This is a genomic window from Burkholderia sp. IT-111MI5, from assembly GCF_949752865.1.
In the GTDB taxonomy this organism is placed as follows: Bacteria; Pseudomonadota; Gammaproteobacteria; order Burkholderiales; family Burkholderiaceae; genus Burkholderia; species Burkholderia pyrrocinia_C.
In genome coordinates, this window is the sequence record NZ_CATKIF010000072.1 from 23,160 (window position 1) to 37,192 (window position 14,033).

At 68.3% G+C, this 14,033-nt stretch carries 10 protein-coding genes; 4 read left to right on the forward strand and 6 right to left on the reverse strand.

Annotation, left to right across the window (positions count from 1 at the left end):
• Nucleotides 1-25 precede the first annotated feature (25 nt).
• The 4 genes from ACM6JT_RS33170 to ACM6JT_RS33185 all read right to left on the reverse strand — a co-directional run bounded on the left by ACM6JT_RS33170 (nucleotide 26) and on the right by ACM6JT_RS33185 (nucleotide 5,926).
• Nucleotides 26-2,149 carry an FUSC family protein gene (locus ACM6JT_RS33170; RefSeq protein ID WP_414858031.1) on the reverse strand — a complete coding sequence of 708 codons (2,124 nt, stop codon included), beginning with the start codon at nucleotides 2,147-2,149 and terminating at the stop codon, nucleotides 26-28.
• The gene (locus ACM6JT_RS33175) at nucleotides 2,146-2,625 is read right to left on the reverse strand and encodes a MarR family winged helix-turn-helix transcriptional regulator (protein ID WP_111020852.1); all 480 of its coding nucleotides are present in this window, start codon (nucleotides 2,623-2,625) and stop codon (nucleotides 2,146-2,148) included. The genes ACM6JT_RS33170 and ACM6JT_RS33175 overlap by 4 nt, the downstream gene beginning before the upstream one ends.
• Nucleotides 2,626-2,829: 204 nt before the next feature.
• Nucleotides 2,830-4,530, reverse strand: a complete 1,701-nt coding sequence (locus tag ACM6JT_RS33180) for a dihydroxyacetone kinase family protein (protein WP_414858032.1) — start codon at nucleotides 4,528-4,530, stop codon at nucleotides 2,830-2,832.
• A gap of 238 nt (nucleotides 4,531-4,768) precedes the next feature.
• Nucleotides 4,769-5,926, reverse strand: a complete 1,158-nt coding sequence (locus tag ACM6JT_RS33185) for a sigma-54 interaction domain-containing protein (protein WP_414858033.1) — start codon at nucleotides 5,924-5,926, stop codon at nucleotides 4,769-4,771.
• 596 nt (nucleotides 5,927-6,522) lie between these two features.
• Here ACM6JT_RS33185 and msuE point away from each other — a divergent pair.
• Nucleotides 6,523-7,083 (forward strand): FMN reductase, encoded by a 561-nt coding sequence (gene msuE, locus ACM6JT_RS33190; protein ID WP_034182537.1) that lies wholly within the window; start codon nucleotides 6,523-6,525, stop codon nucleotides 7,081-7,083.
• 35 nt (nucleotides 7,084-7,118) lie between these two features.
• The gene (gene sfnG, locus ACM6JT_RS33195; protein WP_034182536.1) at nucleotides 7,119-8,222 is read left to right on the forward strand and encodes a dimethylsulfone monooxygenase SfnG; all 1,104 of its coding nucleotides are present in this window, start codon (nucleotides 7,119-7,121) and stop codon (nucleotides 8,220-8,222) included.
• A 60-nt stretch (nucleotides 8,223-8,282) separates the two neighbouring features.
• Here the strand turns inward: sfnG and ACM6JT_RS33200 are convergent, their stop codons facing one another.
• The gene (locus ACM6JT_RS33200; RefSeq protein ID WP_105392027.1) at nucleotides 8,283-8,930 is read right to left on the reverse strand and encodes a LysE family translocator; all 648 of its coding nucleotides are present in this window, start codon (nucleotides 8,928-8,930) and stop codon (nucleotides 8,283-8,285) included.
• Between the two features lie 106 nt (nucleotides 8,931-9,036).
• On the opposite strand from ACM6JT_RS33200, the gene ACM6JT_RS33205 reads away from it, so the two are divergent.
• Nucleotides 9,037-9,888: a LysR substrate-binding domain-containing protein gene (locus ACM6JT_RS33205; RefSeq protein ID WP_105391967.1), complete on the forward strand. Its 852-nt coding sequence runs from the start codon at nucleotides 9,037-9,039 to the stop codon at nucleotides 9,886-9,888.
• 25 nt (nucleotides 9,889-9,913) lie between these two features.
• Here ACM6JT_RS33205 and ACM6JT_RS33210 read toward each other — a convergent pair whose 3' ends face one another.
• Nucleotides 9,914-10,801: a LysR substrate-binding domain-containing protein gene (locus ACM6JT_RS33210; protein WP_414858034.1), complete on the reverse strand. Its 888-nt coding sequence runs from the start codon at nucleotides 10,799-10,801 to the stop codon at nucleotides 9,914-9,916.
• Nucleotides 10,802-10,953: 152 nt separating this feature from the next.
• Here ACM6JT_RS33210 and ACM6JT_RS33215 point away from each other — a divergent pair, with 152 nt between their 5' ends.
• Entirely contained in the window at nucleotides 10,954-14,001 is a 3,048-nt protein-coding gene (locus ACM6JT_RS33215; RefSeq protein ID WP_414858035.1) for an FAD-binding and (Fe-S)-binding domain-containing protein, read from the forward strand.
• The last annotated feature ends 32 nt before the right edge of the window (nucleotides 14,002-14,033 follow it).

A 14,033-nucleotide genomic window follows, 5' to 3' on the forward strand; every position in this document is an offset into this window, starting at 1 on the left:
CGGAAAGACAGGTTGGAAAGCCGGATCATGCGCGTGCTCCGCCCGGTGCCTGCGGCGCTTGTGCGGCCGCGGCCGGATACAGCGACAGGCGCAGGCCGACGAGCGCGTGCAGCGTGTCGCGCAGCCGGCGGTGCGTGGCGGGCGTGGCCGGCGCCGTGCCGCCGTCGGCCGGTGCGGTGCCCGGCAGGTTACGGCCGGCCACGCGGTGCAGCGCATCGTCGATCGACGCGAGCAGCGCCGGCGGCGCGGGCTGGCGCGCGTTCGCGGCCGCGCAGCGCGCGTAGTGGTCGGTGACGCCGGCCAGCACGCGATCGATCGCGTCGGGCACGTCGCCCGACAGCCGGCGGCGCGAGCGGCGCAGGTCGAGCGCGTTCAGCGCGATGCGCAGGTCGCGGAAGCTTTCGATCGACGGGTGGCGGTGGTCGTCGGATGCGCCGAGACGCGGCAGCAGTTGCGTGACGCGATCGAGCATCCGCGATGCGTGGTTGCGCTGGTCGTCGAGCGGCTGTGTCGATGCGGAGCGCACGACGTCCTCCCAGCCCGAGCGCAGCAGGCGCCGCACCGCGAGTTCCGCGCCGAACGGCCGCGTCGCGCGTGTCCAAAGATACGCAAACAACAGCCCGGCAACGCCGGCGAGATTGCTGTTCAGGAACACGAAGAAGTCGGCTTCGTAGGCGCTCTGGATGCTGATGAAGGTGGCCGTATTCACCGCGACGAGCATCGTCACCATATTGAACTGCGGGCGCGGCAGCAGCGTGCCGATCAGGATGAACGGGCCCGCGAACATCAGCACGAGCATCGCGAAGTCGTGCACGTGCGGCAGCACGACGAACAGGTACAGGCCCGCGAACACGACGCTCGCGGCCGTCGACAGGAAAAACTTGAACACCAGCGGCGCGGGTTCGTCGAGCGCGGCGAAGAAGCTGCACGACACGGCCACGAGCGTGACGGCGGCCGCGCCGTCGTGCCAGCCGGACGAGATCCACAGCCAGCATGCGAACACGATCGCGAGCACGACGGTCAGCGTGGAGAACAGCATCATCCCGCGATCGAAGAAGCGCTCGGTGCCGCCGAGCCGCCAGTGCCGGTAGCGCGGCTGCCAGATGCCCGACTCGTTCGCGATCAGCGCGCGCAGCGAGCGGCAGTCCTGCCAGATGTCGATGACCTGGCGCAGCCGCCACAGCGCATTCGACAGCAGCGCGCCGTCCCAGCTCGTCAGCGCGCTGTCGGCGGGCTGCAGCGCGGCGATGCGCTCGCGCAGATCATCCGCGACCGGATCGTGGGCCATGTCGCCGTCGGTGCCGGATTTCACGGCCGGCAGCGGTGCGTCGAACCACTTCGCGGCGTCGGCCAGCAGCGCATCGAGCGCGGGTGGGCGCACGTGCAGGTCGCGCATCAGCGCGATCAGCGGATCGGCGAGCGACGACATCAGCGGCAAGAACAACTGCATCCGGCCCGCGAGCGCCTGCGCCCGCGCGAGGATGCTCGGATGCGCATGGTCGTAACCCAACTGGCTCAGCAGGAATTCGAGGCCGGTGATCGTCGTCGCGAGGCGCTGCCGGCACGCGGACAGCGCCTTGCCGGCGATATGCCCGGACAGCGTCTCGCGACCGTAGAACGCGGCGTCCTTGAACCATGCGTCGGTGCGCTCGATCAGCGTCGGCGCGAGCCGGTTCGGAAACACGGCGCTGCCGACCACGCTCGCGCACACGATGCCGAGCACGATTTCCTCGGTGCGCGCGATCGCGACGTCGAATACCGTGGACGGATCGGTCACGGTCGGCAGCGCGATCAACGGCATCGTATAACCGGCGAGCATGAACACGTAGCTGCGTGCGGTGCGGTCGGAGATCGCGAGGTAGAGCAGCGTGCCGCACCACGTCGCGACGATGATGCTGAACAGGATCGGCGTTTCGACGAACGGCGGCACGAAGAAGATCGCGGCGGCCGCGCCGAGCGCGGTGCCGAGCGCGCGATACAGCGCCTTCGAGCGCGTCGCGCCGACGAACGGGTTCGACACGATGTAGACGCTCGCCATCGCCCAGTACGGGCGCGGCAACTGGAAATACAGGCCAAGGTACAGCGCCAGCATCGACGCGGCGAACGTCTTGCCCGAGAACAGCCAGTCGCGAAGGCTCGGATAGGTCATGACGCGGAGTCGGCGGCGTGGGGCGGGTGCGGCGCGGGCTGCGCCGCGTCGGACGCGTTGAAGGCGTTCAGCACGCGCAGCGTCGTTTCGAGATCGGCGCGCGTGACGCCCTTGAGCACCTGTGCGCGCAGCACGCGCAGGTCTTCCTCCATCTTCGCGGTGACCGCGCGGCCGGCGGCCGTCAGCGAGATCGTTTTCGCGCGGCGGTCGTGCGGATCCTCGTCACGGCGCGCGAGGCCGGCCGCGCACAGCTGGTCGAGCAGGCGCACGAGCGACGGCCCTTCGATGCCGACGTGTTCGGCGAGCGTGCCCTGCCGTACGCTTTCGCCGAGGCGGCCGGCGATCAACAGCGGCGTCGCGCAGGCTTCGGACACGTTGTACGCGTTCAGCACGCCGTCGCTGGTACGGCGCCACTTGCGCGCGGACAGCACGAGCAGGCTGCTGACGGCGAGGCGGAGGTCGTGCAGATTGGTCATGGGCGAGATGATAGGGCAAAAACATTCGATAGCAAACTATCGGTTTGTTGTCACCCGCGTGTCATGTCGCATCAGGATGGCTGGCTGACGATGCAGGCTACTGCGACCGTTGCATAGCGCACGCTCTGCGTTCCCTCCATTCATCGGCGACGCTGTTGCCCGGGCGGACGAGATAGCGCACGGTGAGCCCGGGCGCGTTTGCGCTTACCGCACGTGCGGCTGCAACGCGCGCACCCAGTACGACACCGCAACGGCCCCCCCATCCGGCGTGCCGATCGCGCGCTCGCCGAGATAGCTCGCACGCCCCGCGCGCGGCGTCATGCGCGCCGTTTGCTGCGCACCGTGTTCGGCGGCCTCGACGGCCGCCGTCCAGGCGCTCGCGGGATCGCGATCGCCGTCGAGCGCGTGGTCGAATGCATCGGCGGCCGGCACCAGCGCATCGAGCATCGTCCGGTCGCCGGCGTGCGCGCCGCCGAGTTCGCTGATCGAATCCACCGCACCGCGGAACGCCGCGGCCCAGTCGCGCGCCGACGGCTCCGCGATATCGGCCAGCCGGCGCGACGCGCGCAGCAGCGCGGTCGCATAGAACGGTCCTGAACTGCCGGCAATGGCACGGCGCAACGCGGCGCCGAGCGCCGCGAGCGCACCGGCCGGCGTGCCGTACACGGCTTCGGGCAATTCGAGAATCGCCTGTGCGGCACGCAGCATGCTCGCGCCGAGATCGCCGTCGCCGGCCGCCGCATCGAGGTCGGTCAGCGTCTGCTCGTGATCGATCAGCGTCTGCGCGACCGCGTGCAGCGCCGGCTGCAGGCGCGCGGCCCACGCGCGGCCGGCCGCATCGAGCGGCGGCAGCGGCGCGTCGTGCGAGTCGGCCGCGGCCACGCGGATGTGCGCATTCACGGCGCCGCCGCCCGGCCATGCACGCGCCTGCGTCGGCGCGTCGAGCAGCGCCGCGCGTTCTTCGTTCAGCCGCAGCACCGAGATCGAGCAGCCGGGCATGTTCAGCGCCGACAGGAACGTGCCGGCCCACGCGCGCGCGACGACGATACCGCGCCGGCTCAGGTTGTCGTACGCGGCGCGAAGCACGATCGCGAGTTCCATGTCCGGCGTCGCGCCGAGACCGTTGACGAACAGCGCGACGCGCTCGCCGCCGTCGAGCACGAGATCGGCGACGATGCTCGACAGCAGCGTGTCGACCAGCGCGTCCGCGGGCATTGGCGCGCGGCGTTCGACGCCTTTCTCGCCGTGGATGCCGAGGCCGAGCTCGATCTCGTGATCGGCGAGGCTGAAGCCCGATTTGTCGGCGCCCGGGATCGTGCAGCCGTCGAGCGCGACGCCCATCGTGCCGAGCTCGGCCGCCGCTTCGCGCGCGATTCCCGCGACGCGGGCGAGCGGCAGCCCGCGCGCGGCGGCCGCGCCGGCGAGCTTGTGGATCAGCACGGTGCCGGCGATCCCGCGCCGCTGGCCGCGCTCGACACGGCTGCGCAGCGATACGTCGTCGGCGACGATGACGATCTCGACCGGAATGCCTTCCGCCCGCGCGAGCTCGGCGGCGAGCCCGAAATTGAGCCGGTCGCCCGTGTAGTTCTTCACGATCAGCAGCGCGCCGTTCGGGCCGGCGCTCGCGCGGATCGCGGCAAGCACGGCGTCGGTGGACGGCGACGTGAACACTTCGCCGCACACGGCCGCGCTCAGCATCCCTTCGCCGACGTAGCCGCCATGCGCGGGCTCGTGGCCGCTGCCGCCGCCGGAGAGGATCGCGACGGGCCGTTGCGCCGGCTCGGGCAGCGGCTGGCGGACGAGCACGAGCTCGTCGCCGAGGATCGCGAGATGCGGCGACTGCCGCGCGATGCCTTCCAGCATTTCTCGCACGACATCGGACGGGCGGTTCACAAGCTTCTTCATGGCGACGGTTCCTGACGGGTGAACGGGGCTCGGTCGGGCACGCGCGGGCGCCGGACGGCTTTCGTGCAGCGGATGATCGTGCGGGTGCCCTGTCGCAGGCAGGGTCGGCATCGCCGACCGGATGCGGCAACGGGCGCGCGCTTCGCGCCACGATACATCAGGTCGGGACGTCGCTGCACGGATCGCGGGCGCGATCGTGCCGTGCCGGGGCGAGCGATGGTCCGCCCGGGGGATGCTGCTACTTCGCCGCCGCGATCTCCTTCGCGCGAATCAGCCGCGCGCGCAGCACGTTGCGGCTGATGCCGAGCAGCCGCGCCGCCTGGATCTGGTTGCGGTGGCTGAACTCGAACGCGACGCGCATCACGGTGTCCTCGATGCGTTCGAACAGGTTGCCGTGCCCGTCGTCGAACAGGTCGCGCAGCGCGCGTTCGAGCGCGTCCTGCGCGGCGGCGGACGCATCCGGCGCGCGCGCGGCGGCCGCCGGCATGCACGGCGATGCAATGTGCAGGTCGGTGTCCTGCAGCGAATCGTGACGGCTTACGAGCAGCGCATGATGGATCACGTTCTCCAGTTCGCGGATATTGCCGGGCCAGCCGTGCGCCTCGAGCCTGCGCTCGGCGCGCGGATCGATGCTGCGCGGCCCGTAGCCGAGGCGGCTGCGGTAGTCGTCGAAGAAGTGGCGCGCGAGCGGCAGGATGTCGCCCGGTCGCTCGCGCAGCGTCGGCACCGCGAGCTGCACGACGTTGAGCCGGTAGAACAGGTCGCCGCGAAAATGCCCGGTCGCGACCGCCTGCTGCAGGTCGACGTTGGTTGCGGCGACCACGCGCACGTCGATCGGCATGCTCGTGCGCGAACCGAGCCGCACGACCTCGCGCTCCTGCAGCACGCGCAGCAGCTTGACCTGCATCGACAGCGGCAGGTCGCCGATCTCGTCGAGAAACAGCGTGCCGCCGTTCGCGGCTTCGAACCAGCCCGGTTTCGCGCTGAACGCGCCCGTAAACGCCCCTTTCTCGTGGCCGAACAGTTCGCTCTCGACCAGCGTTTCGGAGAACGCGCCGCAGTTCACGGCGACGAACGGCCCGTTGTTGCGGCGGCTGAGGCTGTGCACGTGGCGCGCGATCAGTTCCTTGCCGGTGCCCGTCTCGCCGACGATCAGCACGTTCGCGTCGCTCGGTGCGACGAGGCGAATCCGCTCGAGCAGCGCGACCGAACGCGGATCGACGAACACCTGCGCGCGGGCGCGGATCGACGTCGCGAGCGCAGGCCGGTCGGGCAGCGTGAGGACGGGCGCGAGGCGTTCGGCTGTTTGCCGGGCATCAGACGGGCCCGGCTCGTCGCGGGACGGCGTGACGACGCGCAGGTCGGCTGCGCGAGGCGATACGGAAAGGGATGTCATGGCTGTGTAGGCATCGGGTCGCTGCGCGGATCGGTCAGGTTCGCGATGAACGTTGCTGACCGGGTGCTGCGTGATCAGCAGAGTGTTCAACGTTTTGCGCAACGCGGGAAACATCGATTTCTGATAACCAATGCCGGATTGCTGCGCTGGACGCAGTTGCGTAACGCGATGTCGCCCGGTTAAGCGAAATGCGGCGTGCGGACGTTGATAAAGCATCGGTTTCGACACTGTCGCAGCGATGTGCCGCGTTGCGGCGACACACGATCGCTGCGAACGGGTGCCGCGTGCGTTCCGGATTCCACGCCGAAGCGGAAAGGCGCCTTCGGCAACCGCCGCTGCTGCTGATCAGGCAGCAGCCAATCAGCACGGCTGTCTCTCACAGTTCATCTCGCTGCGGAATATGGTTGTGATGCGATGGCTGGCCAGCTTATCAACATGCGGCGATCGGCGAATACGCCGCGACAGGCTGTCGATTGCGACGCATTTCGTCATGCAGACGATCGTTTTTCATGGCGATCGCAGCATTGGCACGCTCCTTGCGGAACCATGACGTGACGGGTGCGTTGGCGCCCGACTCGACAATGGGAATGCAACCAATGAGCAATGCGATCAATGTGGTCGCGATATCGGGCGGCCTGCAACGGCCGTCGCGCACGCTGGCGCTGACCGACGCGATCGTCGCGGCGCTTGGCGCCGCGCTGCCGATCGATACGCGGCTGATCGAACTCGGCGAGATCGGTGGCCGGCTGGCCGGTGCACTGACGCGCGCGCAGGTGCCGGCCGACCTCGAAGCGCTGATCCGCGCGATCGAGACGGCCGACGCGCTCGTCGTCGCGAGCCCCGTGTATCGCGCGTCGTACACGGGCCTCTTCAAGCACCTGTTCGACCTCGTGCGTCACGACGCGCTCGTCGATGTGCCCGTGCTGCTCGCCGCCACCGGCGGCAGCGAGCGCCATGCGCTCGTGATCGATCATCAATTGCGGCCGCTGTTCAGTTTCTTCCAGGCGCGCACGCTGCCGATCGGCGTGTACGCATCCGAAAGCGATTTCGACCGATACGAAATCGCGAACCCGGCGCTGCGCGCGCGCATCGCGCTCGCCGTCGATCGCGCGGTGCCGCAACTGCGCCCGCATGCGCTTTCCGCCGCGGCCGCGTAAGCCGCTTCCGTTTTCCCTTCGACCAGGACACCTTCATGAGCCTTACCGACCCTTCCGCCGACGGCGTCAAATTCGCGTACTGGGTGCCGAACGTCAGCGGCGGCCTCGTCGTCAGCACGATCGAGCAGCGCACCGACTGGAGCCTCGAATACAACCAGCAGCTCGCCCGCACGGCCGAAGCGGCCGGCTTCGACTACGCGCTGAGCCAGATCCGCTTCACGGCCGGCTACGGAGCCGAATACCAGCACGAGTCGGTGTCGTTCAGCCAGGCGCTGCTGCATGCGACGACGAAGCTCAAGGTGCTCGCCGCGATCCTGCCGGGGCCGTGGCATCCGGCGGTGGTTGCGAAGCAGCTCGCGACGATCGATCACATCTCGAACGGACGCATCGCGATCAACGTCGTGAGCGGCTGGTTCAAGGGCGAATTCACCGCGATCGGCGAACCGTGGCTCGAGCACGACGAACGCTATCGGCGCTCGAAGGAATTCATCCAGGCGCTGAAGGGCATCTGGACGCAGGACAACTTCACGTTCAAGGGCGATTTCTACCGCTTCAACGACTACACGCTGAGCCCGAAACCCGTGCAGAAACCGCATCCGGAGATCTTCCAGGGCGGCAGCTCGCGCGCGGCGCGCGACAACGCGGCGAGCGTGTCCGACTGGTATTTCACGAACGGCAATACGCCGGAGAACCTGAAGGCGCAGATCGACGACATCCGCGCGAAGGCAGCCGCGAACAACCATCGCGTTCGCATCGGCGTCAACGCGTTCGTGATCGCGCGCGATACCGAGGAAGAGGCGCGGGCCGTGCTCGACGACATCGTCCGGCACGCGCACGTCGAGGCCGTGCATGCGTTCGGCGATGCGGTGAAAGAGGCCGGCAAGGCGTCGCCGGAAGGCGAAGGCAACTGGGCGAAATCCACGTTCGAGGATCTCGTGCAGTACAACGACGGCTTCCGCACGAACCTGATCGGCACGCCGCAGCAGATTGCCGAACGGATCGTCGCGCTGAAGGCGATCGGCGTCGATCTCGTGCTGGCCGGATTCCTGCATTTCATCGAGGAAGTCGAGTACTTCGGCCAGCGCGTGCTGCCGCTCGTGCGCGAACTCGAGGCGCAGCGGCAGGCAGTCGCCGCGTGACGGATGCCGGCCGGCGCGCGGCTCGCGATTGCGTGAGCCCGCGCCGCGCCGGCGCGGCACTCACGCCACGCCCGCCATCTTCGATGCATCGACAACCATCTGCACGCCGAGGCTGCCGAGGATGAGGCCCATTGCCCAGCGCTGCGCGAGCAGCAGCGTCGGGCGCCCGTGCAGGAATTTCGCGATGCTGCTCGAACAGATCGCCACCAGCCCGTTTGCCGACGCGAACGCGGCGATCAGCAGTGAACCGAGAAACAGCGACTGGCCGAACACGCTGCCTTGCCGGTAGTCGATGAACTGCGGCAGCAGCGACACGAACAGCATCGCGAGCTTCGGATTCAGCACGCTGGTCGTCGCGCCCATCGCCAGCAGCCGCAGCGGCTGCTCGTTCGGCAGCGCCCGCACCTCGAACGGCGAACGCCCGCCGGGCCTGACCGCCTGCCATGCGAGGTACAGCAGGTAGGCCGCACCGACCGCACCCAGCACGCTGCCCGCATAAGGCACGCTCATGAACAGCGTCGTGATGCCGAACGCCGCGCCGAACATGTAGAACAGGTAGCCGATCATCACGCCGGCCAGCGAAATGAGCCCGGCCGCGCGCCCTTGTGCGATCGAGCGCGACATCACGTAGACCATGTTCGGCCCCGGCGTGACCGCGAGCATGCCGCCGATGACGAGAAATCCGTAAAGCGATCCGGACGTATGCATGTTTTCCGCTTCCTGCAACGAGTGCTGACGGGATTCATTGTCCGACCGTGGAGGCGAACAGTAAAACGGGATAAACTGAATCGATTGATCAGATTTTCTGAATAAAATGAAAAAGCTCGACCTCGATGTGCTGGCGATGGTGGTGGCTGTCGCGGAATCCGGATCGTTCGCGCACGGCGCGCAGGCCGTGCATCGTTCGCCGTCGGCGGTGAGCATGCAGATCAAGGCGCTGGAAGACGCGCTCGGCAAGCCGCTTTTCATCCGCGACACGCGCAACGTGACGGCTACCGACGACGGCAGGACGCTCGCCGAATACGGCCGCCGGATGCTGGCGATGCGCGACGAGGCGTGGGCATCTGTCGTGCGCCCGGAGATCCGCGGCCGCGTGACGATCGGCGTGCCCGACGACTACATTTCGTCGCTGCTGCCGCAGGTGCTCGGCAAATTCGCGGCGATGCACCCGCGCGTGGAAGTGCGCGTGATCGGCCAGCCGAGCAGCGCGCTCGTGCCGATGCTGAAGGACAACACGGTGGACCTCGCTTGCCTCACGCGGATCAAGGGCGTGACCGGCGAGCTGATCCGGCTCGAGCCGCTCGTGTGGGTCGGGTCGCCGAAACGCAACGTATGGGAGGAGCGGCCGCTGCCGGTGGCCTTCTTCACGCACGGCGGCAGCATGGCGCGCGATCACGCGGTCAAGGCGCTGAACCGGCGGAAGATCCCGTACCGGATGTCGTACGAAAGCCCGAGCCACCTGGGCCTTCTCAGCATGGTGGAGGCCGGGCTCGCGGTCGCGCCGCTGGCGCGCTGCTGCATTCCCGATCATCTCGTGCAGCTGTCGGAAAGCCACGGGCTGCCGCCGCTGGGCGAACTCGAGGTCGTGCTCGCGCGCAGCGCGCAGTCCGCGCGCCCGCCGTGCGACTACCTGGCCGAGCAGATTCTCGGCGAATGGCGCGCGTGACCGGTGATCGTCGGATCGCGGCGTTTCAACACGATTTCAGCAACCATTCGCGGAACGCGACGAGCGAAGGCAGCGTCTCGGTCCCCGGCGGATAGACGAGGTAGTAGCTGCGCTGGCTGGTGATCGCGTCGCCGATCGACACGAGCTCGTTGCGGCTCAACTCGTCTTCCACCAGCACCTTCGGCACCAGCCCGATTCCCATCCCGGCCCGCACGGCCTGGATCAGGTGCGACGTCAGTTCGAAGCTCGGGCCGACGCGCATCTGGCGATGATCGAGCCGATAGTGCGAGAACCACTCGGCCCACGCCTGCTGGTTGCTCGTCACGCCCAGCAGCGTCTGTTTCGCGGCCCAGGCCGGCGAGCGCGCGCCGGCCTTGCGGCTGCCCGCATCGGGGCTCGCGATCGCAATCAGGAACTCGTTGTACAGCCGATGCGCGTGCAGGCCGGGCCAGTCGTCCGCGCCGACGGTGATGGCCGCGTCGAGGTCGTCGTTGAGGAAATCGATCGCGCCGATCCGCGAATGAAGATGCACGGTCACGCCCGGATGCTCGGCGTAGAAGCCATGCAGGTGCGGCAGCAGCCATTTCGAGCCGAACGTCGGCAACGTCGCGAGCCGCAGCGTGCCGGCGCCTGCCTGGTGGGACATCGCCTGCAGCGTCGCGCCGCGGATGCGCCCCAGTGCGCCGCTCAGCTCGACGAAGTAGCGGCGCCCGACTTCGGTCAGCTTCACGGAGCGGCCCTCGCGCCGGAACAGCGGCACGCCGAGCTGATCCTCGAGCGTCTGGACCTGCCGGCTGATCGCGCTCTGGCTCAGCGACAGTTCCTCGGCTGCGCGCGTGTAGCTTTCGTGCCGCGCGGCTGCCTCGAACACGAGCAGCAGCGACATCGACGGGGTGAGGCGACGGTAATTCATGAGTTTTATGCAATATTCGCCGGGCGAGAATTCGTTTGTTTCTCGCGGAATTTACAAAGATACTGGAATTCCCGGTTGCATGGAAACTTGCTCAAAACTCATGTTTCGAAGCACGCGAGCACACCGGTTCACTCACCTTGCGCCTTTACCCCATGTCGATCGCCCCGTTGCCCCGTCCCGCCAGCCCGCCCGCGAACGCGTACCGTGACTTTCTCGCCGCGCTGCAGGCCGCCGGGTTCGCCGGGGAAATCCGCGCGGACCATGCGAACCGGACGGTGCAGGCCACCGACAACTCGATCTACCAGCGCCTGCCGCAAGCGGTGATCTGTCCAGCGCATGCGGACGACGTCCGGCTGGTGGCCCGGCTGCTCGCGGAACCCGCGCACCGCGACGTCGCGGTGGCCGCGCGCGGCGGCGGCACGGGCACCAACGGGCAGTCGCTGACCGACGGCGTGGTCGTCGACCTGTCGCGCAACATGAACCGGATCCTCGAAATCGACGTCGAGCAGCGCTGGGTGCGCGTGCAGGCGGGCGTCGTCAAGGATCAGCTCAATGCGGCGCTGAAGCCGCACGGGCTGTTTTTCGCGCCGGAGCTGTCGACGTCGAATCGCGCGACCGTCGGCGGGATGATCAACACCGACGCGAGCGGGCAGGGTAGCTGCACGTACGGCAAGACGCGCGACCACGTGCTCGAGCTGGACTTCGTGCTGATGGGCGGCGAGCAACTGCACAGCGACGCACTCGCTGACGACGAGCTGGAGCGCCGCTGTGCGCGGCAGGACCGCGTCGGCAAGGTCTACCGCACCGCGCGGCGCATCAGCGACGACAAGGCGGCGCTGATCGAAGCGAAGTTTCCGAAGCTCAATCGCTGCCTGACCGGCTATGACCTCGCGCACCTGCGCGAACCCGATGGCCGCTTCAACCTGAACAGCGTGCTGTGCGGCGCCGAAGGCTCGCTCGGCTTCGTCGTCGAGGCGAAGCTCAACGTGTTGCCGATCCCGAAGTATGCGGTGCTGGTCAACGTGCGCTACGCGGGCTTCATGGACGCGTTGCGCGATGCGCGCGCGCTGATCGAGCACCAGCCGCTGTCGATCGAGACGGTCGATTCGAAAGTGCTGATGCTCGCGATGAAGGACTTCGTGTGGAGCAGCGTGGCCGAATATTTTCCTCAGGACGACCAGCGGCCGACGCTCGGCATCAACCTGATCGAATTCAGCGGCGACGACGCGGACGACGTCGATGCGCGCGTGCGTGCGTTCGTCGACCACCTGCGCACCGATACGAGCGTGGAGCGCCTCGGCCATACGCTCGCGGCAGGCGACGATGCGGTTAAGCGCGTATATGCGATGCGCAAGCGCGCGGTCGGCCTGCTCGGCAACGTGCAGGGCGAGGCGCGTCCGCAGCCGTTCGTCGAGGACACCGCGGTGCCGCCCGAAAACCTCGCCGCGTATATCGCCGAATTCCGCGCGCTGCTCGACGGCCAAGGGTTGCAGTACGGAATGTTCGGCCATGTCGACGCGGGCGTGCTGCACGTGCGTCCGGCGCTCGACATGAAGGATCCGCGGCAGGCCGCGCTGGTGCGGCCCGTGTCGGATGCGGTGGCCGAGCTCACGCAGCGTCACGGCGGCCTGCTGTGGGGCGAGCACGGCAAGGGCGTGCGCTCCGAATATGCGCCGGCGTTTTTCGGCGAGCTGTATCCGTCGCTGCAGCAACTGAAGGCCGCGTTCGATCCGCACAACCAGTTCAACCCGGGCAAGATCGCGACGCCGCCGGAGAACACGATGCGGCTGCTGAAGATCGACGAAGTGCCGACGCGCGGCGACCACGACCGGCAGATCGACGAGCGCGTATGGCAGAGCTACGGCACCGCGATGCACTGCAACGGCAACGGCGCGTGCTACAACTTCGATCCGGACGACGCGATGTGCCCGTCGTGGAAGGCGACGCGCGAACGCGTGCATTCGCCGAAGGGGCGCGCGTCGCTGATGCGCGAATGGTTGCGCCTGCAAGGGCAGGCCGGTGTCGACGTCGTCGCGGCGGCGCGCGCGCGGCAGCCGTTCCTGCGCGGCGTTGCCGCCCGCTGGCGCAACAGCCGCGCCGCGCGCAGCGGCGCGGCCGACTTCTCGCACGAGGTGTACGACGCGATGGCCGGGTGCCTCGCCTGCAAGTCGTGTGCGGGACAGTGCCCGGTCAAGGTCAACGTGCCCGAATTCCGTTCGCGCTTTCTCGAGCTGTATCACCGTCGTTATCAGCGGCCGCTGCGCGACTACCTGATCGGCTCGCTCGAATTCACGATGCCGTGGATGGCGCGGGTGCCCGCGCTGTACAACGGGCTGATGCGTGCGGGGTGGGTGCGCACGCTGCTGGAGCGGCAGGTCGGCATGGTCGACAGCCCGCTGCTGAGCCGCTTCGATCTCGCGGCCGTGATCCGGCAATGGCGCGTGAAGCCGGCCGACCCGCACGCGCTCGCGGCGTTGAGCGATGCGCAGCGCGCGCGCAGCGTCGTCATCGTGCAGGACACGTTCACGCGTTATTTCGATACCGAGCAACTGGCGACGCTGATCGAGCTGGCGGCGCGCGTGGGTTTTCAGGTGTGGCTCGCGCCGCTCGCGCCGAACGGCAAGGCGCTGCATGTGCAGGGCTTTCTGCGGGCGTTCGAGAAGGCGGCGATCCGCAATGCCGCGCAGCTTGCGTCGCTCGCGCAGTCGGGCGTCGCGCTGGTCGGCCTCGATCCGGCGATGACGCTCACGTATCGGCAGGAATACCTGAAGGTGACGGGGCTCACCGATGTGCCGAAGGTCGCGCTGCCGCAGGAATGGCTGCTGCAGGCGCTGCCGGAAGCGGGCGCGGGCGGCGTGTCCGGTGCATACCGGCTGCTGCCGCACTGTACCGAGAAGACCAATGCGCCCGACAGCGGCAAGCAATGGGCGCAGGTATTCGCGCGGCGCGGCCTGCGTTTGCAGGTTCAGGCGACCGGGTGCTGCGGGATGTCCGGTACGTATGGGCACGAGGCGCGCAACCTGCAGACGTCGAAGACGATCTATTCGCAGTCGTGGGCCGCGCACGTCGATGCGCCGGAGGACCAAGGCGAAGCGCTGGCGACCGGGTATTCGTGCCGCAGCCAGGTGAAACGCATGTCGTCGACGCGGTTGCGTCATCCGTTGCAGGCGCTGCTCGATCACGTTCGTGCGTCGGGGTGACGATCGGGCGGCGCGCGCTGCGCTGCCCGTGT